This window comes from Pseudomonas linyingensis (assembly GCF_900109175.1).
GTDB lineage: Bacteria > Pseudomonadota > Gammaproteobacteria > Pseudomonadales > Pseudomonadaceae > Geopseudomonas > Geopseudomonas linyingensis.
Window position 1 is genome coordinate 26,211 of record NZ_FNZE01000023.1, and the last position, 23,821, is coordinate 50,031.

Here is a 23,821-nt window from a genome sequence, read left to right on the forward strand (position 1 = left end):
GCTCTTGTCAGACGCCTGCGCGCCCCCTAACGTAACGCCCTTTTCCGGCACGGCCCTTGGCCCTGTGCTGAACTGATCCTGCCTGCCCGCTCCAGGAGCCTCTTCATGTCGCTGCGCTCGTTTCGTCCTCTTGCCCCGCTGGCGGGCGCTGCCGTGCTGACCACGCTGGTCAGCCTGAGCGGCTGCCAGACCTGGCTGGACAACCGCTACCAGGCCAGCCTGCCACCCAGCTCCGGTGTGCAGCCGCTCAAGGGTCTGGCCGACACGGTGTCGGTGCGGCGCAACGCGCTGGGCATGCCGCTGATCGAGAGTCGCAGCTTCCACGATGCCCTGTTCGCCCTCGGCTACGTGCACGCCAGCGACCGCATCAGCCAGATGGTCGGCATGCGCCTGATGGCCCAGGGCCGCCTGGCCGAGATGGCCGGGCCTGGCGTGCTGGAGATCGACCGCTTCATGCGCGCGGTGAACCTGCGCCAGAGTGCCGACATCCTCTACAAGAACGCCTCGCCGCGTCTGCACAAGTTCTTCGAAACCTACGCCCGCGGCGTCAACGCCTGGCTGTTCCGTCACCGCGACAAGCTGCCGATGGACCTGGCCGCCTCCGGCTACCGCCCGGAATACTGGAAGCCGGAAGACTCGGCGCTGATCTTCTGTCTGCTCAACTTTGGCCTGTCGGTCAACCTGCAGGAGGAGATCGCCGGCCTGGCGCTGGCGCAGAAGGTCGGCGCCGACAAGCTGGCCTGGCTGCTGCCGACCTACCCGGACGAGCCGTTGCCGCAGGATGAGGCGGACAAGCTCAAGGGGCTCAAGCTGGCCGGGCAGATCCCCGGTCTGGCCGCGCTGGATGGCGCCGCCAGCCAACTGGCGACGCTGAACATGCTCGGCGTGGCCGCCTCCAACAACTGGGCCATCGCTCCGCAGCGCAGCCGCAGCGGCAAGAGCCTGTTGGCCAACGACCCGCACCTGCCGCTGACCCAGCCCTCGCTGTGGAGCTTCGTGCATATCCGCGCGCCGAAATACCAGGCGGCCGGCGTGTCGGTGGCCGGCATCCCGGCGGTGGTCGCCGGCTTCAACGGCAAGCTGGCCTGGGGCATGACCATGGTCATGGGCGACACCCAGGACCTGTTCCTCGAGCAGGTGCGCCGCCAGGGCGGCCGTCTCGAATACCTCGCCGACGGCCAGTGGCAGCTGGCGCGCGAGCGCCAGGAAACCTTCTTCATCAAGGGCCAGCACCCGCTGCGCGAGACCATCGTTGAAACGCGCAACGGCCCGCTGCTCAACAGCGTGCTCGGCGAGCGCAAGGACCCGCTGCAGCCGATCGCCCTGACCAGCGGCTACGGCATCGCCCTGAAGACCGCCCTGTTCGAGGCCGACCAGACCCTCGACGCCTTCTTCGACCTGTCGCGCGCCCAGTCGGTGGACGCCGCCCACGAGCCGGTGCGCAACATCCGCGCCCTCGGTCTCAACATGATCTATGCCGACGCCCAGCACATCGCCTGGCAGGTCACCGGCCGCTACCCCAACCGCAAGGGCGGTCGCGGCCTGCTGCCCTCGCCCGGCTGGGACAGCCAGTACGGCTGGGACGGCTACGCCGACACCATGCTGCATCCCTACGACCAGGACCCGCCGCAGGGCTGGCTGGGCACTGCCAACCAGCGCACCGTGCCAGGCGGCTACGGCGTGCAGCTGTCCAACTCGTGGTTCTATCCCGAGCGCGCCGAGCGCATCGCCGAACTGGCCGGCGCCAACTCGCGCCACGACGCGCGCAGCATGATCGCCATGCAGTACGACCAGCAGACGCCGTTCGCCGCCAAGCTCAAGGCGGTGTTCGCCGACCCGGGCATGGCCCAGCCGCTGGCGCAGGCCATCGCCGCCCTGCCGAGTGGCGAGCGCGAGCGCGCCCAGGAAGCCCTCAAGCGCCTGCAGTCCTTCGACGGCCGGCTGGGCGCGCAGTCGGCCGATGCCGCGCTGTACGCCATGTTCCTGCAGGAAAGCGCGCGGCAGACCTTCCTCGACGAGCTGGGCCCGGAGGACAGTCCGGCCTGGCAGGGCCTGGTGGAGATCGCCAAGCTCAGCTACTCGGCGCAGGCCGACCACCTGCTCGGCCGCGTCGACAGCCCGTTCTGGGACGACGTGCGCACGGCGCACAAGGAAGACAAGCCGGCGATCCTCGCCCGCAGCCTGGCCAGCGCCGTGGCCCGCCTGGAAAGCAGTCTGGGCAGCAACCGCAGCGCCTGGCAGTGGGGCAAGCTGCACACCTACCAGTGGGACAGCGACGCCACCCGCATGGCGCCGTACATGAGTGCCGGCCAGCGCGCCAGCCTGGCGACCATCAAGGACTACCTGGACCGCGGCCCCTACCCGGCCGGCGGCGACCACAGCACCCTCAACGTCTCCGCCTGGCTGTGGGGCAAGGACTTCGACACCTGGCTGGTGCCGGCCATGCGCATGGTGGTCGACTTCGGCCAAGACGAGCCGCTGCAGGCGGTCAATAGCTCCGGTCAGTCGGGCAACCCGGCTAGCCAGCACTACGCCGACGGCATCGACGCCTGGCTCAAGGGTCGCTACCAGACCTTCCCGTTCCAGGCGCACAACCTCGAGCGCGCCTACGGCAGCCAGCGCCTGCTGCTGACGCCGGGGAGGTGAGAGCGCCGAGCGCTCCAGGCTACGGTAGATATAGGGGCGAATTCATTCGCCCCTATATCCCAAGCACACCCGCGTGGGGGCGCATCCAGGAGCACGCAGAGTCCTTCTCCCCATCCGGGCTAATCTTCTGGGATGTTCCCGCAACGCGGATGCAGCCCCATGCCCAGCAAGCGCAAGACCCAGCTAGAGCGCTACCGTCGCAACCTGCAGGGCGAGATCGACAGCGCCGCGCTGTACCGCGCCCTCGCCCAGTGCGAGAGCCGGCCTGAACTGGGCGAGCTGTACCGCCGCCTGGCCGACATCGAGGAGCGCCATGCCAACTTCTGGCGGGCACAGTTCCAGCAGGCCGGCGCCACGCCACCCGCGCTGAGACCCGGCTGGCGTACCCGCCTGCTGATCCGCATCGCCCGCCTGCTCGGCCCGGCCTGGGTGATCGGTGCCGCCGCGTCGCTGGAGCAGATCGACCGCTGTCAGTACGACGAGCAGCCTGAATCCTGCGATACCGGCATGCCCGGCCAGGAACGCTCCCACGCCCGCCTGCTCAGCGAACTGGCCCGCGGCCGGCGCAGCACCTGGAACGGTCGCCTGTTCGCCAGCCTGGAAGGCCGCCACAGCGCCGGCGGCGGCAACGCCCTGCGTGCCGCCGTGCTCGGCGCCAACGACGGCCTGGTGTCGAACTTCAGCCTGGTGATGGGCGTGGCCGGCGCCGCGTTTTCCGCCGACGCCCTGCTGCTCACCGGCCTGGCCGGTCTGCTCGCCGGCGCCTGCTCGATGGCGCTGGGCGAATGGCTGTCGGTGCAGAACGCCCGCGAACTGTACCAGCAGCAGATCGCCACCGAGCGCGACGAACTCGAAGCCGTACCCGACGAGGAAGCCGAGGAACTGGTACTGATCTACCGCGCCAAGGGGCTCGAGGAGGGCAAGGCGCGGGCCATGGCCGAGGGCATCATGGCCGACCCGAGCCGCGCGCTGGACACCCTGGTGCGCGAGGAACTGGGCATCGATCCCGACGATCTCGGCGGCTCGGCCTGGCTGGCGGCTGCCACCTCCTTCGTGGTTTTCTGCCTCGGCGCCCTGATTCCGGTACTACCGTTCCTGTTCCTCGACGGCCAGGCCGCCGTCGTCACCTGCGCGCTGTTCAGCAGCCTCGGCCTGTTCCTGATCGGCGCCCTGGTCACCCTGTTCACCGGCCGCAACCTGCTCTACTCGGGCCTGCGCCAGGTGGCCTTCGGCCTCGGGGCGGCGGCGGTCACTTATGGGTTGGGGCACTGGCTGGGGGTAACGGTAGGCGGGTGAGTGCCCATCACCCCAGCCGTCCCACCGGCTGGAACATGCGCCGATACTGACTGGGCGAGACTCCGGTGCGGCGTTTGAACAGACGGCGGAAGAACGAGGCGTCCTCGTAGCCGACCTCCAAGCTGATCGCCTCCACCGCCTGCTCGCTCTCCTCCAGCAGGCGCTTGGCACGCTCGACGCGGATGTCCTGCAGCCGCTCAATCAGCGACGCACCGGTGGCAGCCTTGAAGCGTCGCTTGAGGCTGCGCTCGGGAATCCCCGTGTGCGCCACCGCCTGCTGCAGCGCGTCGTGCGCATCGAAATGCTCGGCCAGCCACTCCTCGCAGGCACGTACACGGGCGTCGGCATGGGGGCTGCGACGCACCAGCGCGGCGAAGGGCAGTTGCTCCTCGGCATGCCACTTGAGCAGGTAGACCTTGGCGATACGCAGGGCCTCGGCCGGGCCGACATGGCGGGCGATGATGTGCAGGGCCAGGTCGTGCCAGGAGGTGCTACCGCCGGCGGTGACCACCCGCCCCGCAGGGTCGGCGAAAGCCAGGTTCGGCGCGGCCTGGAAGTGCACCTGCGGGTAGTGGCGTCGGAACAGCTCCTGGTAGCCCCAGTGCGAGGTGGCTTCGCAGCCGTCGAGCAGGCCACTCTCGGCCAGCAGGATCGACCCCGAGCAGGCCGAATAGAGGCTAGCGCCAGCGCGGAAGCGCTCGCGCAGCCAGATCATCAGCTCGGGGTGGCGGCCAGCGACGGAGTCGTCCGGCCCCAGCCAGATCTCCGGCACGATCACGATGTCCGCCGCGGGATTCTCGGCCAGCGCGGCAGCCGGGCACACCGGGATGCCGTTGCCGCAGGTGAAGGGTTCGCGGGTCAGCCCCAGGATGCGCACGCGAAATGCCGCCTTGCCCACCGCCTCGCGGGTCAGCTCCTGCCACAGGGTGCCGGCGGCCGAGAGCACGTCAACCATGCCGTAGAGCGCCGAGCCGGCCGTTTCCGGCAGGGCGACGATCAACACCTCGAGTGGCTGGACCAGCGACACGGACTCGACCTCGCGATAGTGGCACGAATGAACCGTTTACGACCTGAATCCCGCTTATTCGCTCCCCGCTCAAGGCCTACCTTGGACTGCAGAGCGACGACAACCCGTCGCCGCCTGAACAAGGTAGACGGTTATGAACAGCCAAACCACCGCCAAGCAGCAAGCCCGGCCAGTCAACGGCGTCGATGTCGGCGCCCTGTTCGATACCATCGCTGCAGTCAAGCAGGACCCCGGCCTGGCCGAGTTTCAGTTCCGCGCCAGCAACCGCTGGATCGACGGCGGCTACAACCGCTCGAACATCCTGGCTTTCCACGGCTGCCGCGAGGAGGACAGCACCCGTACCCAGCCCTTCGTGCTGGACGCCGACGAGCCACCGGTACTCCTCGGCCAGGACCGCGGCGCCAACCCGGTCGAATACGTGCTGCATGCCCTGGCCGCCTGTCTGACCACCACCATGGTCTATCACGCCGCCGCGCGCGGCATCGAGATCCGCGGCGTCGAATCGAAACTGCAAGGCGACCTGGACCTGCGCGGTTTCCTCGGTCTCGACCCGAACGTGCGCAAGGGATACCGCAGCGTGCGGGTCGAGATGCTGGTGGACTCGGACGCCTCGCCCGCCGTGTTGCGCGAACTGGCGCAGTTTTCGCCGGTGTACGACATCGTGTCCCACTCGCTGCCGGTAGAGGTGGTGGTCAAGACCCGCAGCAGCGCCGCCTGACCACGACCAGCCCGCTCGACCGGCAGGCGCGCCAGGCGCCTGACGGTCGGCGCGAAGGCTGCAGCTCGCCAGCGGTCCAACAGCGTCTAGGCTTTCCCTGATGCGTCAGCGATCCGCCTGCGTATCGGGAGGCCGCATGAAAGAGCATTCCAACCCAGCCGCCGGCAACGAGCGCATCGCCCTGCTGCGCCGCCACGCCCAACCGCTGCCGTCGCTGGACAGCGGCGCGTTCGGCGCGCTGTTCGACCGCTACGCCGACGCCCGCGTGGTGCTGATCGGCGAGGCCAGCCACGGCACCTCCGAGTTCTACCGGACCCGCGCGGCGATCACCCGCCGGCTGATCGAAAAACACGGATTCAACATCGTCGCCGTCGAGGCGGACTGGCCGGACGCGGCGCAGATCGACCATCAGGTGCGCCGGCAACAGCCGCCGACCTGGCACCAGCACGCCTTCCAGCGCTTCCCCACCTGGATGTGGCGCAACCGCGAGGTCGCCGGCTTCTGCGAGTGGCTGACCGGCTACAACCGCAGCCTGCCCGCCGAGCGCCGCGTCGAGTTCCGCGGCCTCGACGTCTACAGCCTCGGTGCCTCGATCGGCGCGGTGCTGGCCTATCTGGACCGCACCGACCCGCCGGCCGCCCAGGCCGCGCGCCAGCGCTACGATTGCCTGGAGCCCTGGCAGGACGCCCCCACCCTGTATGGGCGCAACGTCCTGCACGGCCAGCAGTCCTGCGAGGACGCCGTGGTCGAGCAGTTGCGCGCCCTGCTCGAACGCCGCCTGGAGCGCCTCGGCCGCGACGGCGAAGCCCTCTTCGACGCCACCCAGAACGCCCGCGTGGTGCAGGCCGCCGAGCAGTACTACCGGACCATGTACCACGGCTCGACGGCCTCGTGGAACCTGCGAGACCAGCACATGTTCGACACCCTGGAGCGCCTGCTGGAGCATCGCGGCCCGCAGGCCCGGGCGGTGGTTTGGGCGCACAACTCGCACATCGGCAATGCCGCCGCCACCGCCATGGGCTGGGCCGGCGAGTTCAACATCGGCGAGCTGTGCCGCAGCGCCTGGGGGCGCGAGGCGGTGCTGATCGGCATGGGCACCGACCGCGGCGAGGTGGCGGCGGCCAGCAACTGGGACGAACCGGCGCAGATCAAGCGGGTACGCCCCTCGCGCAGCGACAGCTGGGAGCAGGTGTTCCTCCAGGTCGGGTTGCCCGCCTCCTTCACCGACTGGCGCGGCGACGAGAGCGGGGAGCTACGCGAAGCGCTGTCCGCGACCCTGCTGGAGCGCGCCATCGGGGTGATCTACCGCCCGGAGACCGAGCGGCAAAGCCACTACTTCGAGGCCGTGCTGGCCGAGCAGTTCGACGCCTGGATCTGGCTGGAGGAAACCCACGCCGTCACCGCGCTGGGCAGGCAGGAGCCCCATCTCGGCGAGGACGAAACCTGGCCGTTCGGCGAGTGAGGCACCCGCAGACGTGAAAAAGCCGGACGCTAAGGTCCGGCTTTTTCATGTGCACGCAGCGGATCAGAACCTGTTCACGATCTCGCGAGCTAGAGCCAGGCAAGGCGAAATCGGTTGAGGAAGCGGAATTTGCTGGCAGTAAATGAGCATTCCGAAACCGATTTCAACGCAGCATGGCCGACGCGCAGCAGATCGTGAGCAGGTTCTCAGGCCTTGGGCAGGGTCACGCCAACTTGCCCCTGGTACTTGCCGCCGCGGTCCTTGTAGGACACCTCGCAGGCTTCATCCGACTGCAGGAACAGCATCTGCGCCACGCCCTCGTTGGCGTAGATCTTCGCTGGCAGGGTGGTGGTGTTGGAGAACTCCAGGGTCACGTGGCCTTCCCACTCGGGCTCGAGCGGGGTGACGTTGACGATGATGCCGCAGCGCGCGTAGGTGCTCTTGCCCAGGCAGATGGTCAGCACGTCGCGGGGGATGCGGAAGTACTCGACGGTACGCGCCAGGGCAAAGGAGTTCGGCGGGATGATGCAGACGTCGCCCTTGACGTCGACGAAGCTCTTCTCGTCGAAGTTCTTCGGGTCGACGGTGGCCGAGTGGATGTTGGTGAACACCTTGAATTCGTCGGCGCAGCGCACGTCGTAGCCGTAGCTGGACACCCCGTAGGAGATCACCCGGTCGGAATCCGCACCGCGCACCTGACGCTCGACAAAGGGCTCGATCATGCCGTGCTCGAGGGCCATGCGGCGAATCCACTTGTCCGATTTGATGCTCATGCGACTGTCCTGCCTGGGTGGGTAAACACGGGGATATGGCGAAAAACGAGCGCGTATCTTACCGGCTGGCCTGCAGCGGGCAAAGGGCCGGGCGACCGGAGACGTCGGCCCCGGCGCTGGAACTGTGCCACCAGATAGATCAACTGCTTCGCCCCGAGGTCGGGCCTCCCACAAGAGCAGGAGCGGCGCCGGACCTGTAGGAGGCGCGACCTCGCGGCGATGCGGGCCAGCGGCCCGCCAGAACATCAATCCTCGCTGATGCTGATGCTCGGCATCGCCGTGGCGCTGGCGGCCTGGCGCGCCAGACGCGCGCCGACCTTGCGCGCCAGCTGCTGGTAGAGCATGGCGATCGGACCGTCCGGCTCGGCGACCACGGTGGGCTTGCCGTTGTCGGCCTGCTCGCGGATAGCCATCGCCAGCGGCAAGGATGCCAGCACCTCGACACCGTACTGCTCGGCCAGCTTGGCGCCGCCGCCCTCGCCGAACAGGTGCTCGGCGTGCCCGCAGTTGGAGCAGATGTGCACGGCCATGTTCTCCACCACGCCGAGCACCGGGATGTTGACCTTGGCGAACATCTCCACCCCCTTCTTGGCGTCCAGCAGGGCCAGGTCCTGCGGGGTGGTGACGATCACCGCGCCGGCCACCGGCACCTTCTGCGCCAGAGTCAGCTGGATGTCGCCGGTGCCCGGCGGCATGTCCACCACCAGGTAGTCGAGATTGTCCCAGGCGCTCTGGGTGATCAGCTGCAGCAGCGCGCCGGAGGCCATCGGCCCGCGCCAGACCATCGGCGTGCGCTCGTCGGCGAGGAAGGCCATCGACATCACCTGCACGCCGTGGGCCTGCAGCGGCACGAACCACTGCTGGTCCTTGATCTGCGGGCGGGTGCCGTCCGCAATGCCGAGCATCAGGCCTTGACTGGGGCCGTAGACGTCGGCGTCGAGGATGCCGACCCGCGCGCCCTCGCGGGCCAGCGCCAGCGCCAGGTTGGCGGCGGTGGTCGACTTGCCGACGCCGCCCTTGCCCGAGGCCACGGCGATGACGTTCTTCACCCCGGCCAGCGCCGGGGTCTGCGCCGGCACCTGGTGGGCCGGGATCACACAGTCGACCTGCACCGAGGCCTCGCTCACGCCGGCGAGGTTTTCCAGGCCGGACTTGAGCAGCTCGGCCCAGCCATTCTTGAACAGCCCGGCGGCATAGCCCAGTTCCAGGCGCACGCGTACGCGGCCACCGTCGATGCTGACGTCACGCAGACAGCCGGCGCTGACCGGGTCCTGATCGAGATGCGGATCGATGTACTGACGCAGGACCGCCTCGACGGCGGCGCGGGTGACTGCACTCATGGGTGACTCCCGGGCAAATGGTTGAGCGAAACAGGCGGCTATCCTAACCGACCATCGACGCGATGGAGAAACGCTCTGGCTCCAGTAGGAGGCGCGATGCGGGCCGCAGGCCCGCCAGTTGGGCAAGAGCATCGTCCCGAGGTCGGGCCTCCTCTACAGGGATGGGCTGAGCGGGCCGCGCACCGTCGCCGCCCCACGGATGAAAAAAACCGCCCGGGGCTATATAGTTGCCGACTTCCCTCGTTTTGCCAGTGCAGCCGATCATCATGTCCGAAGCCCGCCAGATTCTCGTCACCAGCGCCCTGCCCTACGCCAACGGCTCGATCCACCTGGGTCACATGCTCGAGTACATCCAGACCGACATGTGGGTGCGCTTCCAGAAGCTGCGCGGCAACCAGTGCATCTACGTGTGCGCCGACGACGCCCACGGCTCGGCGATCATGCTGCGCGCCGAGAAGGAAGGCATCACCCCGGAACAGCTGATCGCTGGCGTGCAGGCCGAGCACAGCGGCGACTTCGCCGACTTCCTGGTCGACTTCGACAACTTCCACTCGACCCACGCAGAAGAGAACCGCGAGCTGGCCACCGCCATCTACCTGAAGCTGCGCGATGCCGGGCATATCGCCACCCGCTCGGTGACCCAGTACTTCGACCCGGACAAGGGCATGTTCCTCGCCGACCGCTTCATCAAGGGCACCTGCCCGAAGTGCGGCGCCGAGGACCAGTACGGCGACAACTGCGAGAAGTGCGGCGCCACCTACGAGCCGACCGAGCTGAAGGACCCGCGCTCGGCGATTTCCGGCGCCACCCCGGTGCTGCGCGACTCCAAGCACTTCTTCTTCAAGCTGCCGGACTTCGAGGCCATGCTCAAGCAGTGGACCCGCAGCGGCAGCCTGCAGGACGCGGTGGCCAACAAGATCGCCGAGTGGCTGGACGGCGGCCTGCAGGAGTGGGACATCTCCCGCGACGCGCCCTACTTCGGCTTCGAGATCCCCGACGAGCCGGGCAAGTACTTCTACGTCTGGCTGGACGCACCGATCGGCTACATGGCCAGCTTCAAGAACCTCTGCAAGCGCCGCCCGGAGCTGGACTTCGACGCCTTCTGGAACAAGGATTCCAGCGCCGAGCTGTACCACTTCATCGGCAAGGACATCGTCAACTTCCACACCCTGTTCTGGCCGGCGATGCTCGAAGGCGCGGGCTACCGCAAGCCGACCCAGGTTTGCGTGCACGGCTACCTGACCGTCAACGGCCAGAAGATGTCCAAGTCGCGTGGCACCTTCATCAAGGCGCGCACCTACCTGGACCACCTGAATCCCGAGTACCTGCGCTACTACTACGCCAGCAAGCTGTCGCGCGGCGTGGACGACCTCGACCTCAACCTCGAGGACTTCGTGCAGAAGGTCAACTCCGACCTGGTCGGCAAGGTGGTCAACATCGCTAGCCGCTGCGCCGGCTTCGTCCACAAGGGCAACGCCGGCGTGATGGTCGACGCCAACCCCGAGCCGGCCCTGTGGGAGGCCTTCCAGGCCGCCGCGCCGAGCATCGCCGAGGCCTACGAGCACCGCGACTTCGGCCGTGCCATGCGCGAGATCATGCACCTGGCCGACCGCGCCAACGCCTGGATCGCCGACAAGGCGCCCTGGGCGCTGAACAAGGTCGACGGCAAGCAGGCCGAGGTCCAGGAAATCTGCGCCTTCGGCGTCAACCTGTTCCGCCAGCTGGTGATCTTCCTCAAGCCGGTGCTGCCGAACCTCTCCACCGCCGCCGAGGCCTTCCTCAACGTCGCCCCGCTGAGCTGGCAGGACCACGCGCTGCGTCTGGCCGACCATCAGCTCAACCCGTTCACCCCACTGATGACCCGCATCGAACCCGCGAAGATTGACGCCATGATCGAAGCCTCCAAGGAAGACCTCGCCGCCCAGTCCACCGAAGCCGCCGCCCCGACCGGCAACGGCGAGCTGACCAAGGAGCCGCTGGCCGCGGAAATCAACTTCGACGCCTTCGCCGCGGTGGACCTGCGCATCGCACTGATCGAGAAGTGCGAGTTCGTCGAGGGCGCCGACAAGCTGCTGCGCCTGACCCTGGACATCGGCGACGCCAAGCGCAACGTGTTCTCCGGCATCAAGAGCGCCTACCCGGACCCGAGCCAGCTGGAGGGCCGCCTGACCCTGTATGTCGCCAACCTGGCGCCGCGCAAGATGAAGTTCGGCCTGTCCGAGGGCATGGTGCTGGCCGCCGGCCCGGGCGGCGAGGAGATCTTCCTGCTCAGCCCGGACAACGGCGCCAAGCCAGGCCAACGCGTGCACTGATAAGCGCACCGTGAACAAGACCCCGCCGCGGCGGGGTCTTGTGTTTGCGCCCTGGCGTACAGCCCGCGCCAGCGCTCGCGACAATGGGCCGCAGCGGACGCTGCCCACGCTGCAAGCCGCACAAATAGCCGGATCCGCAGTCTTTATTCCCAAAAGGAATTACAAGCTCGGACGCGCTCGACTTGTACGCTATAACCCGCTCCACGATAATAGACCCCCTCATTCATCGACGGCGCGAGCCCGCTTCTGCCCATGACCGAATTCGCCCTCATCCTGGTCAGCGCCATTCTGGTCAACAACTTCGTGTTGGTGCAGTTCCTTGGCCTTTGCCCGTTCATGGGGGTTTCGAAGAAGATCGAAACCGCCATCGGCCTGTCGCTGGCCACCACCTTCGTGTTGACCCTGGCCGCCATGTGCAGCTACCTGATCCACCAGTACGTGCTCAAGCCGCTGGATCTTGAGTTCCTCAGGACCATCAGCTTCATCCTGGTGATCGCCGTGGTGGTGCAGTTCACCGAGATGGTGGTGAACAAGACCAGTCCGATCCTCTATCGGGTGCTCGGCATCTTCCTGCCGCTGATCACCACCAACTGCATCGTCCTCGGCGTCGCCCTGGTCAACGCCAACAAGGCCGAGTTCACCTTCCTCACCGCCACCGCCAACGGCTTCGCCGCGGGCCTGGGCTTCTCCCTGGTGCTGGTGCTGTTCGCCGCCCTGCGCGAGCGCATCGCCATCGCCGACGTGCCGCTGCCGTTTCGCGGCGCCGCCATCGGCATGATCACCGCCGGGCTGATGTCGCTGGCGTTCATGGGCTTCACCGGATTGATCAAGCTATGAGTCTGGTCCTCATTGCCGTCGTTGCCCTGGCGGCGATCTGCCTGGTCGCCGGCGCCATCCTCGGCTACGCCGCGGTGCGCTTCCGGGTCGAAGGCGACCCCATCGTCGAACAGATCAACGGCCTGCTGCCGCAGACCCAGTGCGGCCAGTGCGGCTACCCGGGCTGCAAGCCCTACGCCGAGGCCATCGCCAACGGCGACAAGATCAACAAGTGCCCGCCCGGCGGCCAGGCCACCGTGCAGGCGCTGGCCGACCTGCTCGACGTCGAGGTCGAGCCGCTGGACGCCGCCGGCGGCGAGAAGCCGCGCATGGTCGCCTTCATCCGCGAGGCCGAGTGCATCGGCTGCACCAAGTGCATCCAGGCCTGCCCGGTGGACGCCATCGTCGGCGCCGCGCGGCAGATGCACACCGTAATCGTCGACGAGTGCACCGGCTGCGACCTGTGCGTCGAACCCTGCCCGGTGGATTGCATCGACATGATCGAGATCGGCAGCAATGTGCAGAGCTGGAAGTGGGAGCTGCCGCTCCCGCCCGGCCAGTTGATCGCCACCGACCGGGAGCAGGCCGCATGACTGCCGCAGTGAAGACCTGGGACATCCCCGGCGGCATCCATCCGCCGGAGCGCAAGACGCTCTCCAACCGCACGCCGATCCAGGTCGCGCCGCTGCCCAAGCGGCTGATCCTGCCGCTCGCCCAGCATATCGGCGCCCCCGCCGAACCCTGTGTGGCGGTCGGCGAGCGCGTGCTTAAGGGCCAGAAGATCGCCGACGCCGCCGGCTTCGTCAGCGTCGCCGTGCACGCGCCGACCTCCGGCACCGTGACCTTCATCGGCCCGCAGCCCTACCCGCACGCCTCCGGCATGCTCGCTCCGGCCATCGTCATCGAGGCCGATGGCCTGGACCAGTGGTGCGCGCTGGAACCCTGCGCCGACTTCCGCAGCCTGGCGCCGCAAGCGCTGCTGGCGAAGATCCGCGACGCCGGCATCAACGGCCTCGGCGGCGCCGGCTTCCCTACCGCGGTCAAGCTCACCGCGCGGCCGCTGCAGAAGATCCACACCCTGATCCTCAACGGCACCGAGTGTGAGCCGTACATCACCGCCGACGATATGCTGATGCGCGAGAGGGCCAGCGAACTGGTCAGCGGCATCGACATCCTCGCCCAGCTGATCCAGCCGGACGAGGTGCTGATCGGCATCGAGGACAACAAGCCCGAGGCCATCGCCGCACTCAGGGCCGCCCTGAGCGAACGCGCCTATCAGCTGCGGGTGTTCCCCACCAAGTACCCGTCCGGCGGCGAGAAGCAGCTGATCCAGATCCTTACCGGCCGCGAAGTACCGGCCGGTGGCCTGCCGGCGGACATCGGCATCCTCTGCCAGAACGTCGGCACCGCGGTGGCCATCCACGATGCCGTGGTGCTCGGCAAGCCGTTGATCGCGCGGATCACCACCCTCACCGGCGAGGCGCTGGCGCGGCCTATGAACGTCGAGGCGCTGATCGGCACCCCGGTGCAGGACCTGCTAGCCTTCGCCGGCCTCGACGAGCAGAAGCTCGATCGCCTGATCATGGGCGGGCCGATGATGGGCGTCACCCTGCCCGCGCTCGACGTGCCGCTGATCAAGACCAGCAACTGCCTGCTGGCACCGACCCGCAGCGAGTTGCCGCCACCGCAGCCGGCGCTGCCGTGCATCCGCTGCGGCGACTGCGCCCTGGCCTGCCCGGCCAGCCTGCTGCCGCAGCAATTGCACTTCTTTGCCTTGGGCCAGGAACACGAGCAGCTCAAGGCGCACAACCTGTTCGACTGCATCGAGTGCGGCGCCTGCGCCTATGTCTGTCCGTCGAGCATTCCGCTGGTGCAGTACTACCGTGCCGCCAAGGCGGAAATCCGCGAGCTGGAGCAGAAGCAGCAGAAGGCCGAACACTCCAAGCAGCGCTTCGAGCTGCGCCAGGAACGCCTGCGCCGCGAAGAGGAACGCAAGGAAGCGGAACGCAAGGCCCGCGCCGAGAAGGCCGCCCGCGCCAAGGCCGCCCAGGCCGAAGCCGCCGCGGCAGCCCCCGTCGCCAGCGCAGCGCCAGCCGTCAACGAGGACCTCAAGCGCCTGAAGATTGAGGCCAGCATGGCCCAGGTGGCGCTGAAGAAGGCCGAGAAGCAACTGGCCCAGCACGACACGCCGGAGCTGCAGGCCCAGGTCGGCGAACTGCGCACCACGCTGGAAACCGCACAGAAGGCGCTGGCCGATGCCCAGGCTGCCGCCCCGGTCAGCGCCCCCGCCCCCGCTGCCAAGCCGGCCGGCGACGAGGCGCTGAAGAAGGCCAAGATCGAAGCCGCCATGCTCAAGGCGAAGATCCGAAAGCTGGAGAAGGTCGAGACGCCGGACGACGCCCAGCAGGCCGAACTGGCCAAGCTGCGCGAGCAGCAGGCTAAGGCGGAAAAAGCCCTGGCCGCTGCCGAGAGCAGCGCGCCGGCTGCCGCCGCAGCCACCACAAAGCCGGCCGGCGACGAGGCCTTGAAGAAGGCCAAAATCGAAGCCGCCATGCTCAAGGCGCAGATCCGCAAGCTGGAGAAGCTCGAGACGCCGGACGACGCCCAACAGGCCGAACTGGCCAAGCTGCGCGAGCAACTGACCGCCGCCGAGCAGGCCCTGGCCACGCTGGAGCAGCAGTCCGCCGTCCCGGTGCCGGCCGACGAGCCGGTCAAGGCCGAGATCGATCCGCTGAAGAAGGCCAAGGTCGAACTGGCGATGAAGCGCGCCGAACTGAAGAAGGCCGAGAAGGCCGGTGCCGACGAGGGCGAGCTGAGCAGGCTGCGCGACGCGCTGGCCGCCGCCGAGCAGACCCTGCACGGCGCCGAGGAGGCCTCGAACAAACCGGCGCCGGAGCTGGTGCGCACCGACAAGCGCCCGGTCGACGAAGCCACCCGCGCACTGAAGACCGAAGTGGCCTTCGCCCGTGCCGACCTGCGCAAGCTGGAGCGCGACGAATCCGCCGCTGCCGAAGCCCTGGAGGCCGCCCGCACACGGCTGGCCGAGGCCGAGCTCAAGCTCGCGGAGCAGCAGAGCAGCTGACCGATCCCCACCCTCTCCCGCCAGCGGGAGAGGGTGCACAGAATTCCGGAGCCAGGGAGCCTATCCCTCTCCAGCCAAGACACACAACGGAGCACCAATGGCCCTGCCCCGCATCACCTCGCCCCACGCCACGGGCCGCAACCGTACCCAGCAGGTCATGCAGCTGGTGCTGCTGGCCACCTTGCCCGGCGTGCTGGTGCTGACCTGGCTGTACGGTTTCGGCACCCTGATCAACCTGTGCTGGGCAATCGCCGTCGCCCTCGGCTGCGAAGCCGCCGTGCTGCGCCTGCGCCAGCGTCCGATCGGCTTCTTCCTGCGCGACTACAGCGCGGTGCTCACCGCCGTGCTGCTGGCCCTGGCGCTGCCGCCCTACTCGCCCTGGTGGCTGACCCTGACGGCCACCGGCTTCGCCATCGTGTTCGGCAAGCAGCTGTTCGGCGGCCTCGGCCAGAACCCGTTCAACCCGGCGATGCTCGGCTACGTGGTGGCGCTGATCTCCTTCCCGGTGGAAATGACCAGCTGGCCGGCGCCGCGCGGCTTCGAGGCGGCCAACCCGACCCTCGGCCTGCTCGACGGCCTGCAGCGCATCCTCGGCCTGACCGACAACCTGCCGGATGCCTGGACCCAGGCCACCGCGCTGGACGCGCTCAAGGTCAACAAGAGCCTGACCATCGCCGAACTGTGGGAAAGCAACCCCTCGTTCGGCAGCGTGGGCGGCTATGGCAGCGAGGCGGTCAACCTGGCCTTCCTCGCCGGCGGCCTGTTCCTGCTCTACAAGCGCGTGTTCACCTGGCACGCGCCGGCGGGCATGCTCGCCGCCCTGGCGCTGATGAGCCTGCTGTTCTGGAACGGTGCCGGCTCCGACTCCAACGGCTCGCCGTTGTTCCACCTGCTCACCGGCGCGACCATGCTCGGCGCCTTCTTCATCGTCACCGATCCGGTGTCCGGCGCCACCAGCGTGCTCGGTCGCCTGCTGTTCGGCGCTGGCGTCGGCGTGCTGGCCTACGTGATCCGTGCCTGGGGCGGCTACCCCGACGGCGTGGCCTTCGCCGTGCTGCTGATGAACCTGGCCGCGCCGACCATCGACTATTACACCCGCCCGCGCACCTATGGCCACCGCAAGCCGGAACGCGGCTTCAAGCTGGGAGAGTAAGGACATGCTGCCGGAAATCCCCCGCTCGATGCTGAAGAACAGCCTGCTCCTCGGCCTGTTCGCCATCGCCACCGTCGGCGTGGTCGCCGTCACCCAGCAGGGCACCGCCGAGCGCATCCAGGTCGCCGAGCGCGAAGCCCAGGTGCGCGCGCTGGCCGAGATCCTGCCCGCGGACAGCTACGACAACCACCTGCTGGACAACAGCCTGCAGCTCAGCGACCCGCTGCTCGGCAGCGCCCGTCCGCTGCCGGCCTATCTGGCCCTCAAGGGTGGCCAGCCCAGCGCCATCATCCTCCAGGCCATCGCTCCGGACGGCTACAGCGGCAGCATCCGCCTGCTGGTCGGCATCCATGCCGACGGTCGCCTGGCCGGCGTGCGCGTGCTCGCCCACAAGGAAACCCCGGGCCTCGGTGACAAGATCGATCTGGCCAAGAGTCCCTGGGTGCTGGCGTTCACCGGCAAGTCGCTGACCGATCCGGACCAGGCCGGCTGGGCCGTGAAGAAGGATCAGGGCGCGTTCGACCAGTTCGCCGGCGCCACCATCACCCCGCGCGCGGTGGTCAAGGCCGTACACCACGCCCTGCAATACTTCGATGCCCACCGCGCCGAGCTGCTCGGTCAGCCCGCCGCCGCCCAGGCGGCCGCAGAACAGGAGCCCGAGCAATGAGCCAGAGCTACCGCGAGATCGCCATCAATGGCCTGTGGAAGAACAACCCCGGCCTGGTCCAGCTGCTCGGCCTGTGCCCTCTGCTCGGCACCAGCAACTCGACGGTCAACGCCCTCGGCCTGGCACTGGCCACCATGCTGGTGCTGGTCTGCTCCAACGCCGCGGTGTCGCTGATCCGCGGGGTTACCCAGACCGCCGTGCGCCTGCCGGCCTTCGTGATGATCATCGCTGCGCTGACTACCTGCATCGAGCTGCTGATGCAGGCGTTCACCTACGAGCTGTACCAGATCCTCGGCATCTTCATCCCGCTGATCACCACCAACTGCGTGATCCTCGGCCGCGCCGACGGCTTCGCGGCGAAGAACGGCATCGCCCGCTCGGCGTTCGACGGCCTGATGATGGGCATCGGCTTCGGCCTGGTGCTGGTGGTGCTCGGCGCCGCACGCGAGCTGCTCGGCACCGGCGTACTGTTCGCCAACATGCAGCTGCTGTTCGGCCCGCTGGCCGAGAACTGGCAGCTCAGCCTGCTGGGCAGCGACTACAAGGGTTTCCTGCTGGCCATCCTGCCGCCGGGCGCCTTCCTCGTCCTCGGCCTGATGATCGCCGGCAAGAACATCGTCGACCAGCGTGCCGAAGCCCGCGCCAAGGCACGCCAGCCGGCGCCGGAGCCCGTGCCCAGCCGCCGCGTGCGCGTCACCGGCGTGGTGGAGTAAGCCCATGAATGCCGCCAAGCGTGCGGAGATCTTCCGCCGCCTGAAGGAGGACAACCCCGAGCCGAGCACCGAGCTGGAGTACCAGAGCGTCTTCGAGCTGCTGGTGGCAGTGATCCTCTCCGCCCAGGCCACCGATGTCGGCGTCAACAAGGCCACCGCCAAGCTGTTCCCGGCGGCCAACACTCCGGAAGCGATCCACGCCCTGGGCGTCGCGGGGCTCGAGGAGTACATCAAGACCATCGGCCTGTACCGCAGCAAGGCGAAGAACGTCATCGAGGCCTGCCGCCTGCTGATCGAAAGGCACGACAGCGTGGTACCGAGCACGCGCGAGGAGCTGGAGGCGCTGCCCGGCGTCGGCCGCAAGACCGCCAACGTGGTGCTCAATACCGCCTTCCGCCAGCCGGCCATGGCGGTGGACACCCACATTTTCCGGGTCAGCAACCGCACAGGCATCGCGCCGGGCAAGACCGTGCTCGAGGTGGAAAAGAAGCTGGTCAAGTTCGTGCCCAAGGAATATCTGCTCGACGCCCACCACTGGTTGATCCTGCATGGCCGCTACGTGTGCAAGGCGCGCAAGCCGCAGTGCGGCAGCTGCCGAATCGAGGATCTGTGCGAGTACAAGCACAAGACTTCCGACGATTGAGCAGATAAAAATAATTCCTATCGAACGATAGAAAAATTCTCTTTTACCCGCTTCTGCTTTGCCGCTATAAGGTGCGCGAAACGCCCTCTATCTGTAGTGGAGCAGCAAGACATGGCACAAGCCAAGACCGACCTCGACCTGGAAGAAGACTTCGTCGTCGATGCCGAACCGGAAGACGCCGAAGCCAAGGATGCGCCGACCAGCAAGACCAACCTGGCCAAGCGCCGGGTGATCGACAACCTGCTGGAAGAAAAGCGCCTGAAGAAGCAGCTCGCCGAGTACGACTTCGACCTGTAATCCTCCTCCGCAATGCATAAGCCCCGCATCACTCGGCGGGGCTTGCTGTCTTGAGCCCCTCCCTCTCTTGCCCCGCAGCCCGGCCAGGCGCGCAAGGCGGCCGGACGCCTACCAGGGCAGACGCTCGCCGCTCCACGAATGGAACTGCCCGCTGGCCTGCGGATCCAGGCCGTCGATCACCGCCAGCATCTGCCGTGCCGCCAGCGCCGGCGCGCGACCGATCTCGGCGCCGCGAAACGGCTGCGACAGCCGCGAGTTCACCGTTCCTGGATGCAGGGCCAGCAGCACCGCGCCGGGATTGTTGCGCCGCACCTCGATCGCTGCGGTCTTCAGCAGCATGTTGAGCGCCGCCTTCGAGGCCCGGTAGCTGTACCAGCCACCCAGCCGGTTGTCTTCGATGCTGCCGACCTTGGCCGAGAGCACGGCCAGCACGCCGCGCCGGCGATCGAGCAGACGGCTGAAATGGCGCAGCACCAGCGCCGGGCCGAAGGTGTTGATCTGGAAGGTCGCCAGCAACTGGGCGTAGTTGAGGTCGGCGAGCTTCTTCTCCGGCATGAACGCCTCGCCATGCAGGATGCCGGCGGCATTGATGATCAGGTGGAACGGCCCCTGCTCTGCCAGCACCTCGGCCGCGGCCTCGATGCTCTGCTCGTCGGCAAAGTCGATGGCCGGCTGCGAATGCCGCGACAGGCCGAGCGCCAGGGCGCAACGCGGATCGCTGCACAGCGCGTCGAGCAGCGCCCCGCCGATGGCCCCGGAGCAACCGATCACCAGAGCCCGATAGCCGTCGGGAAAGGAGTCCATCACTCGGACTGCTTGCGAAAGAACAGGGTCACCTGGCCCAGCTCGAAGCCGAACTTAGTCATGAACGAGCGGTTGGCCATGGTGCGTTCGTCGAGCAGGTACATCCAGTCGTCGAAGTCGACCTGATAGACCTTGCCGTCCACCGGCAGGCTCAGCACGTAACGCCAGCGCAGCGCGTTGCCGGCCACCTCGCCACGCGCTTCGCCGACCACGTCGTCGGCGGTGCCGCGCCAGCGACCGGGGCCGTCGGGATGCAGGGTCCACACCCGCTTCTGCTTACTGCCGTCGCTGTAGGTGAAGTCCTCGTCGAGGATCAGCTTGTCGCCCTGCGGATAACCGTTGATCACCACATGGAAGCGCTTGATCACCTCCCCCGAGCGTTTCTGGAACATGCCCCAGGCATCCACCCGGCCGTTGAAGTATTGGCGCAGGTCGAGCTGCGGCTGCTGGTCGCGATAGTGCTCCACCTCGATCTGCCCGCAACTGGCGAGCAGCAGGCACAGCGGCAGCAGGAGTTGCTTCAGCATGGCGATTACCTCAGCGGGCGTCGGCGCCCAGCAGTTGCGCGCGCAGCTCCGGATTGCGGGTGCGCGGGTCGAGCCAGATGGCGAAGAAGGCACGGGCGAAGTCCTGGTCGCGCACCTCGTGCTTGAGCTCGCGACCGACATAGAAGCGCGCGCCCTGCCCCGGCAGGTACACGCCGGTGATTCGCGAGCCGGGCTCGACGTCGACGAACGCCTGCAGCATCTGCCCCCGCCAGCCGGCCAGCTGCACCGCGCTCACGGCATCGCCGTACAGGCGGCGGATCTCCCTGACGCTGGCGTCGACCAGCTGCTCGCGGCTGATCGCACGGTGGTAGGTCAGTTCCAGGGCGATGGGGCTATCGACGCCCAGGGGCTGCGCGGGGCTCCACAGCCGTGCGCTGTAGATGCGTAGGCCGAACAGCCGCAGCTCGCCGGCACCGACCACCCGGGCCTCGGGCAGGCTCTCCTGCCAGTTGGCCAGGGCGCCGGAGCTGAGCAGGCAGAGCAGAACCAGCCAGGCTTTGCTGGTCCCCTGGCGGTACGTGGAATCATTCATCGCAGGCTCCTCGTCGCCTTGCCACAGGCAGGGCGAGCCGTAAGGTCACCTCAAAAACCTATACGATAAATAAATATTTGTACAATTACCGTTTACGATGCGAGCGTTCGGCGAGCGGAAAAACCAGAATAAAGCGGGTGCCCTGCTCGCCGCTTTCGACCCGCACGCTGCCCCCATGCAGCTGCATGATCGAACGCACGATGGCCAGGCCGAGACCGCCGGTATCGCCAGGCAGGGCGCGCGAGGGATCGCAGCGGTAGAAGCGCTCGAACAGGTGCGGCAGGTGCTCGGCGACTGCAAACTGCTCGCCACGACCTCTACTCCACCGCGCTAAAACGTCCACTTTTTAACTCGTGTCAATCCACACAATGGCACCGAAAAATCGCAAGTCATTCCAGGTGACATGAAGCACATTTCTTGGCAGAATTTCGCCAAATATTTGGCATGCATCAATTTGCCAGCACTGGAAGCAACCGCTCGTCTGCGGGGCTGCGTCATTTTTTTGAACACAACACTGGCCACCTTTCCCCCGAACAATCCACTCACCCGCTCATTTTGCCGCTCCCCTGTACAGGATCGTCGCAGCAGCCAAGGACTACAGCCATGCCCGGCACCCCCCATAAGAAAAACAGTCTTGCCATCCTGGTCGCGCTCGCGCTCTCCGCATGCACAACCATCAGTCCCCAGCAGCTCTCCGAGCAAGCACTGGCCAAACAGGGGAATGCCGACCGGGGCGCAGCGCTCGCCGAAGCCGAGCCGATCAGCGGGATGCTGACCATCGAGCAGGCCATCGCCCGCGCGCTGAAATACAACCTCGAGCGCCGCACGCGCCTGATGGAAGAGGCGATGGCCTTCCGCCAGCTGGAGGTCAGCCACTACGACATGCTGCCCAAGCTGCTGGCCCAGAGCGGCTACAGCTGGCGCGACAACGACAAGATCAGCCAGAGCCGCAACGACGAAACCGGCGAACTGTCGCCATCGCAGTTCATTTCCCAAGAACGCACGCACACCCTGAGCAGCCTGGGGGTCAGCTGGAACCTCATCGATCTCGGTGTCGGCTACTACAACACCCGGCAGCAGGCCGACCGCGTACTGATCGCCGTCGAGAAGCGCCGCAAGGCCATGCACGTGCTGATGCAGGACGTGCGCACCGCCTTCTGGCGTGCCGCCAGCGCCCAGAAACTGCGTGTCGAGGTGCAGAACACCCTCGTCCTGGCCGAACAGGCCCTGGCCGACTCGCGCACGGCGGAAACCGAGCGCCTGCGCAACCCTCTCGATGCCCTGCGCTACCAACGTCAGGTACTGGAAAACCTGCGCCTGCTCGAGGCGATCGACCAGGAACTGTCGACCGCCCAGATCGAACTGGCCGCCCTGATCAACGCTCCCATCGGCCAGCGACTGCAGCTCGCCGAGCCGGAGTTCAAGGTCAGCCGCCAGACCCTGGACATCCCGGTCGCACGCTTGGAAGAAACGGCGATGGCCGCCAACGCCGACATCCGCGAGCAGCACTACAACGCCCGGATTGCGCGGGAGGAAACCCGCAAGACCTTGGTCCGCCTGTTCCCCAATCTCAGCTTCAACTACAGCATCAACTACGACACCGACAAGTATCTGGTGAACAGCAACTGGAACGAGGCCGGCCTGCAACTGTCCTTCAACCTGTTCAACCTGTTCACCGGTCCCGGCCAACTGAAGCTGGCCGAGGCCGGTGTCAAGCTGGCCGATCAGCGCCGCGTTGCCGTACAGATGGCAACCCTGGCGCAAACCCACCTGGCCCGCCAGCACCTCGCCAACGCGCTGAACCAGTTCGAGCGAGCCGATGCCATCTGGAGCACCGACCAGCGCATCAATGGGCACATGCAGAATCGCCAGAACAGCCACATGCAGAGCAAGCTGGACACCGTCGCCAATCAGACCACCGCCATCCTCAGCCTGCTGCGCCGCTACCAGGCACTGGCCCAGGTCCAGGCGGCCGAAGCGCGCCTGCAATCGACACTCGGTGTAGAGCCGCAGATCGCCAGTGTGGATGACCTGTCGCTGGCGCAGCTGACCCAGGACATCATCCGTAGCCAGCACACCTGGAGTGATTTCGGCCAGCCGACTGTCGACGGAGAGTGACCGTGAGCACACGCTCTAACCGTATGCTGTCGCTGCTGCCGCTTCTGCTGGCACTCTCCAATGCGAGCGCCGGCGAGGATGCTGCCCTCTCGCCGGCGCGGGCGGGCATCGAGCGCCAGGAAATCCGCGCCCAGCTCATGCCCCGTCAGTTCACCACCATAGCCGCCGAGATAGGCGCCAAAATCAGCCAACTACCGTTGCGCGAAGGCGAGCCCTTCAAGGCCGGGCAGCTGCTGGTGCGCTTCGACTGTTCAATGCAGCAAGCCATGCTGCAGAAGGCGCGCGCCGAGCTGAACGGCGCAGAACACACCCACAAAGCCAACCGTCGGCTGGCCGAATTGGACTCGATTGGCCAGCTCGAACTCAACCTGTCGCAATCTGCCGTGGAAAAGGCCGCAGCAGAAGTCGGTGCCCAGCAGGCCGTACTGGCCAAGTGCAGCATCCCGGCCCCATTCACCGGCCGCATTGCCGAGCAAAAGGTGCGCAACCAGCAATACGTGCAGCCTGGCCAAGCCCTGCTGGAGATCATCGACGACAGCGTGCTGGAGCTGGAGTTTCTGGCCCCTTCCGCGTGGCTGGGCTGGCTGAAGCCCGGCCTGGGCTTCGAGATCGAAATCGACGAAACCGGCAAGCTCTACCCGGCCCGCTTCACCCGCCTGGGCGCACGCATCGACCCGGTCAGCCAGTCAGTCAAGGTCGCTGCCGCCATCGACGGCAGCTTTCCGGAGCTGCTCACCGGCATGAGCGGACGGGTACGCATTCTCCCGCCAAGCCAGCTCTGAAACACATTCAAGATCCGCCAGGCCCTCCGCCTGGCATCAGACAGATCTCAGGCAGCCACAGGCTGTAGTAGCACACACGGAAGAGGACTCAG

At 67.2% G+C, this 23,821-nt stretch carries 21 protein-coding genes and 1 pseudogene; 15 read left to right on the forward strand and 7 right to left on the reverse strand.

Going from position 1 to position 23,821, the window contains the following annotated elements:
- The first annotated feature begins 105 nt into the window (after positions 1–105).
- Positions 106–2,646 carry a penicillin acylase family protein gene (locus tag BMZ19_RS20335; protein WP_090313412.1) on the forward strand — a complete coding sequence of 847 codons (2,541 nt, stop codon included), beginning with the start codon at positions 106–108 and terminating at the stop codon, positions 2,644–2,646.
- Between the two features lie 159 nt (positions 2,647–2,805).
- Complete coding sequence (locus BMZ19_RS20340; RefSeq protein ID WP_090313413.1) at positions 2,806–3,942, forward strand: VIT1/CCC1 transporter family protein; 1,137 nt, start codon at positions 2,806–2,808, stop codon at positions 3,940–3,942.
- Positions 3,943–3,949: 7 nt separating this feature from the next.
- On the opposite strand, the gene BMZ19_RS20345 is transcribed toward BMZ19_RS20340, so the two are convergent.
- Positions 3,950–4,969, reverse strand: coding sequence for a GlxA family transcriptional regulator (locus BMZ19_RS20345; RefSeq protein WP_212633260.1), 1,020 nt, complete (start codon positions 4,967–4,969; stop codon positions 3,950–3,952).
- 133 nt (positions 4,970–5,102) lie between these two features.
- On the opposite strand from BMZ19_RS20345, the gene BMZ19_RS20350 reads away from it, so the two are divergent.
- Both BMZ19_RS20350 and BMZ19_RS20355 read left to right on the forward strand, forming a co-directional pair.
- The gene (locus tag BMZ19_RS20350) at positions 5,103–5,687 is read left to right on the forward strand and encodes an OsmC family protein (RefSeq protein ID WP_090313414.1); all 585 of its coding nucleotides are present in this window, start codon (positions 5,103–5,105) and stop codon (positions 5,685–5,687) included.
- A gap of 136 nt (positions 5,688–5,823) precedes the next feature.
- On the forward strand, positions 5,824–7,149 hold the full coding sequence (locus BMZ19_RS20355; RefSeq protein WP_170847819.1) for an erythromycin esterase family protein: 1,326 nt from the start codon (positions 5,824–5,826) through the stop codon (positions 7,147–7,149).
- 206 nt (positions 7,150–7,355) lie between these two features.
- Here BMZ19_RS20355 and dcd read toward each other — a convergent pair whose 3' ends face one another.
- The gene (gene dcd, locus BMZ19_RS20360) at positions 7,356–7,922 is read right to left on the reverse strand and encodes a dCTP deaminase (protein WP_090313415.1); all 567 of its coding nucleotides are present in this window, start codon (positions 7,920–7,922) and stop codon (positions 7,356–7,358) included.
- Positions 7,923–8,167: 245 nt separating this feature from the next.
- Positions 8,168–9,262, reverse strand: coding sequence for an iron-sulfur cluster carrier protein ApbC (apbC, locus tag BMZ19_RS20365; protein WP_090313416.1), 1,095 nt, complete (start codon positions 9,260–9,262; stop codon positions 8,168–8,170).
- Between the two features lie 266 nt (positions 9,263–9,528).
- Here apbC and metG point away from each other — a divergent pair, with 266 nt between their 5' ends.
- From metG to BMZ19_RS20410, 9 genes are all read left to right on the forward strand, one after another.
- The gene (metG, locus tag BMZ19_RS20370) at positions 9,529–11,574 is read left to right on the forward strand and encodes a methionine--tRNA ligase (protein WP_090313434.1); all 2,046 of its coding nucleotides are present in this window, start codon (positions 9,529–9,531) and stop codon (positions 11,572–11,574) included.
- 252 nt (positions 11,575–11,826) lie between these two features.
- Positions 11,827–12,411, forward strand: coding sequence for an electron transport complex subunit RsxA (gene rsxA, locus BMZ19_RS20375; protein ID WP_090313417.1), 585 nt, complete (start codon positions 11,827–11,829; stop codon positions 12,409–12,411).
- Positions 12,408–12,983: an electron transport complex subunit RsxB gene (rsxB, locus tag BMZ19_RS20380; RefSeq protein ID WP_090313418.1), complete on the forward strand. Its 576-nt coding sequence runs from the start codon at positions 12,408–12,410 to the stop codon at positions 12,981–12,983. Before rsxA ends, rsxB begins: the two co-directional genes overlap by 4 nt.
- Entirely contained in the window at positions 12,980–15,472 is a 2,493-nt protein-coding gene (rsxC, locus tag BMZ19_RS20385) for an electron transport complex subunit RsxC (protein WP_090313419.1), read from the forward strand. The genes rsxB and rsxC overlap by 4 nt, the downstream gene beginning before the upstream one ends.
- Positions 15,473–15,569: 97 nt before the next feature.
- Positions 15,570–16,625 (forward strand): electron transport complex subunit RsxD, encoded by a 1,056-nt coding sequence (rsxD, locus tag BMZ19_RS20390; protein ID WP_090313420.1) that lies wholly within the window; start codon positions 15,570–15,572, stop codon positions 16,623–16,625.
- A 4-nt stretch (positions 16,626–16,629) separates the two neighbouring features.
- Positions 16,630–17,292, forward strand: coding sequence for an electron transport complex subunit RsxG (gene rsxG, locus BMZ19_RS20395; protein WP_090313421.1), 663 nt, complete (start codon positions 16,630–16,632; stop codon positions 17,290–17,292).
- The gene (locus BMZ19_RS20400; protein ID WP_090313422.1) at positions 17,289–18,005 is read left to right on the forward strand and encodes an electron transport complex subunit E; all 717 of its coding nucleotides are present in this window, start codon (positions 17,289–17,291) and stop codon (positions 18,003–18,005) included. Before rsxG ends, BMZ19_RS20400 begins: the two co-directional genes overlap by 4 nt.
- Positions 18,006–18,009: 4 nt before the next feature.
- Positions 18,010–18,648, forward strand: coding sequence for an endonuclease III (gene nth / locus BMZ19_RS20405; protein WP_090313423.1), 639 nt, complete (start codon positions 18,010–18,012; stop codon positions 18,646–18,648).
- A 111-nt stretch (positions 18,649–18,759) separates the two neighbouring features.
- Entirely contained in the window at positions 18,760–18,945 is a 186-nt protein-coding gene (locus BMZ19_RS20410) for a PA3496 family putative envelope integrity protein (RefSeq protein ID WP_090313424.1), read from the forward strand.
- Positions 18,946–19,053: 108 nt separating this feature from the next.
- Here BMZ19_RS20410 and BMZ19_RS20415 read toward each other — a convergent pair whose 3' ends face one another.
- The 4 genes and pseudogenes from BMZ19_RS20415 to BMZ19_RS20430 all read right to left on the reverse strand — a co-directional run.
- A complete protein-coding gene (locus tag BMZ19_RS20415; RefSeq protein WP_090313425.1) occupies positions 19,054–19,749 on the reverse strand; it encodes an SDR family NAD(P)-dependent oxidoreductase in 696 nt (231 codons plus the stop codon).
- Positions 19,749–20,276: a DUF3833 domain-containing protein gene (locus BMZ19_RS20420; RefSeq protein ID WP_090313426.1), complete on the reverse strand. Its 528-nt coding sequence runs from the start codon at positions 20,274–20,276 to the stop codon at positions 19,749–19,751. Before BMZ19_RS20420 ends, BMZ19_RS20415 begins: the two co-directional genes overlap by 1 nt.
- Before the next feature lie 10 nt (positions 20,277–20,286).
- On the reverse strand, positions 20,287–20,829 hold the full coding sequence (locus tag BMZ19_RS20425; protein ID WP_090313427.1) for a chalcone isomerase family protein: 543 nt from the start codon (positions 20,827–20,829) through the stop codon (positions 20,287–20,289).
- A gap of 85 nt (positions 20,830–20,914) precedes the next feature.
- Positions 20,915–21,118, reverse strand: a pseudogene (locus BMZ19_RS20430) (ATP-binding protein); the annotation flags it as partial.
- Between the two features lie 314 nt (positions 21,119–21,432).
- Here BMZ19_RS20430 and BMZ19_RS20435 point away from each other — a divergent pair.
- Together BMZ19_RS20435 and BMZ19_RS20440 are read left to right on the forward strand one after the other, a co-directional pair.
- Positions 21,433–22,947, forward strand: a complete 1,515-nt coding sequence (locus BMZ19_RS20435; protein WP_090313428.1) for a TolC family protein — start codon at positions 21,433–21,435, stop codon at positions 22,945–22,947.
- Between the two features lie 23 nt (positions 22,948–22,970).
- A complete protein-coding gene (locus BMZ19_RS20440; RefSeq protein WP_090313429.1) occupies positions 22,971–23,729 on the forward strand; it encodes an efflux RND transporter periplasmic adaptor subunit in 759 nt (252 codons plus the stop codon).
- Positions 23,730–23,821: the final 92 nt, after the last annotated feature.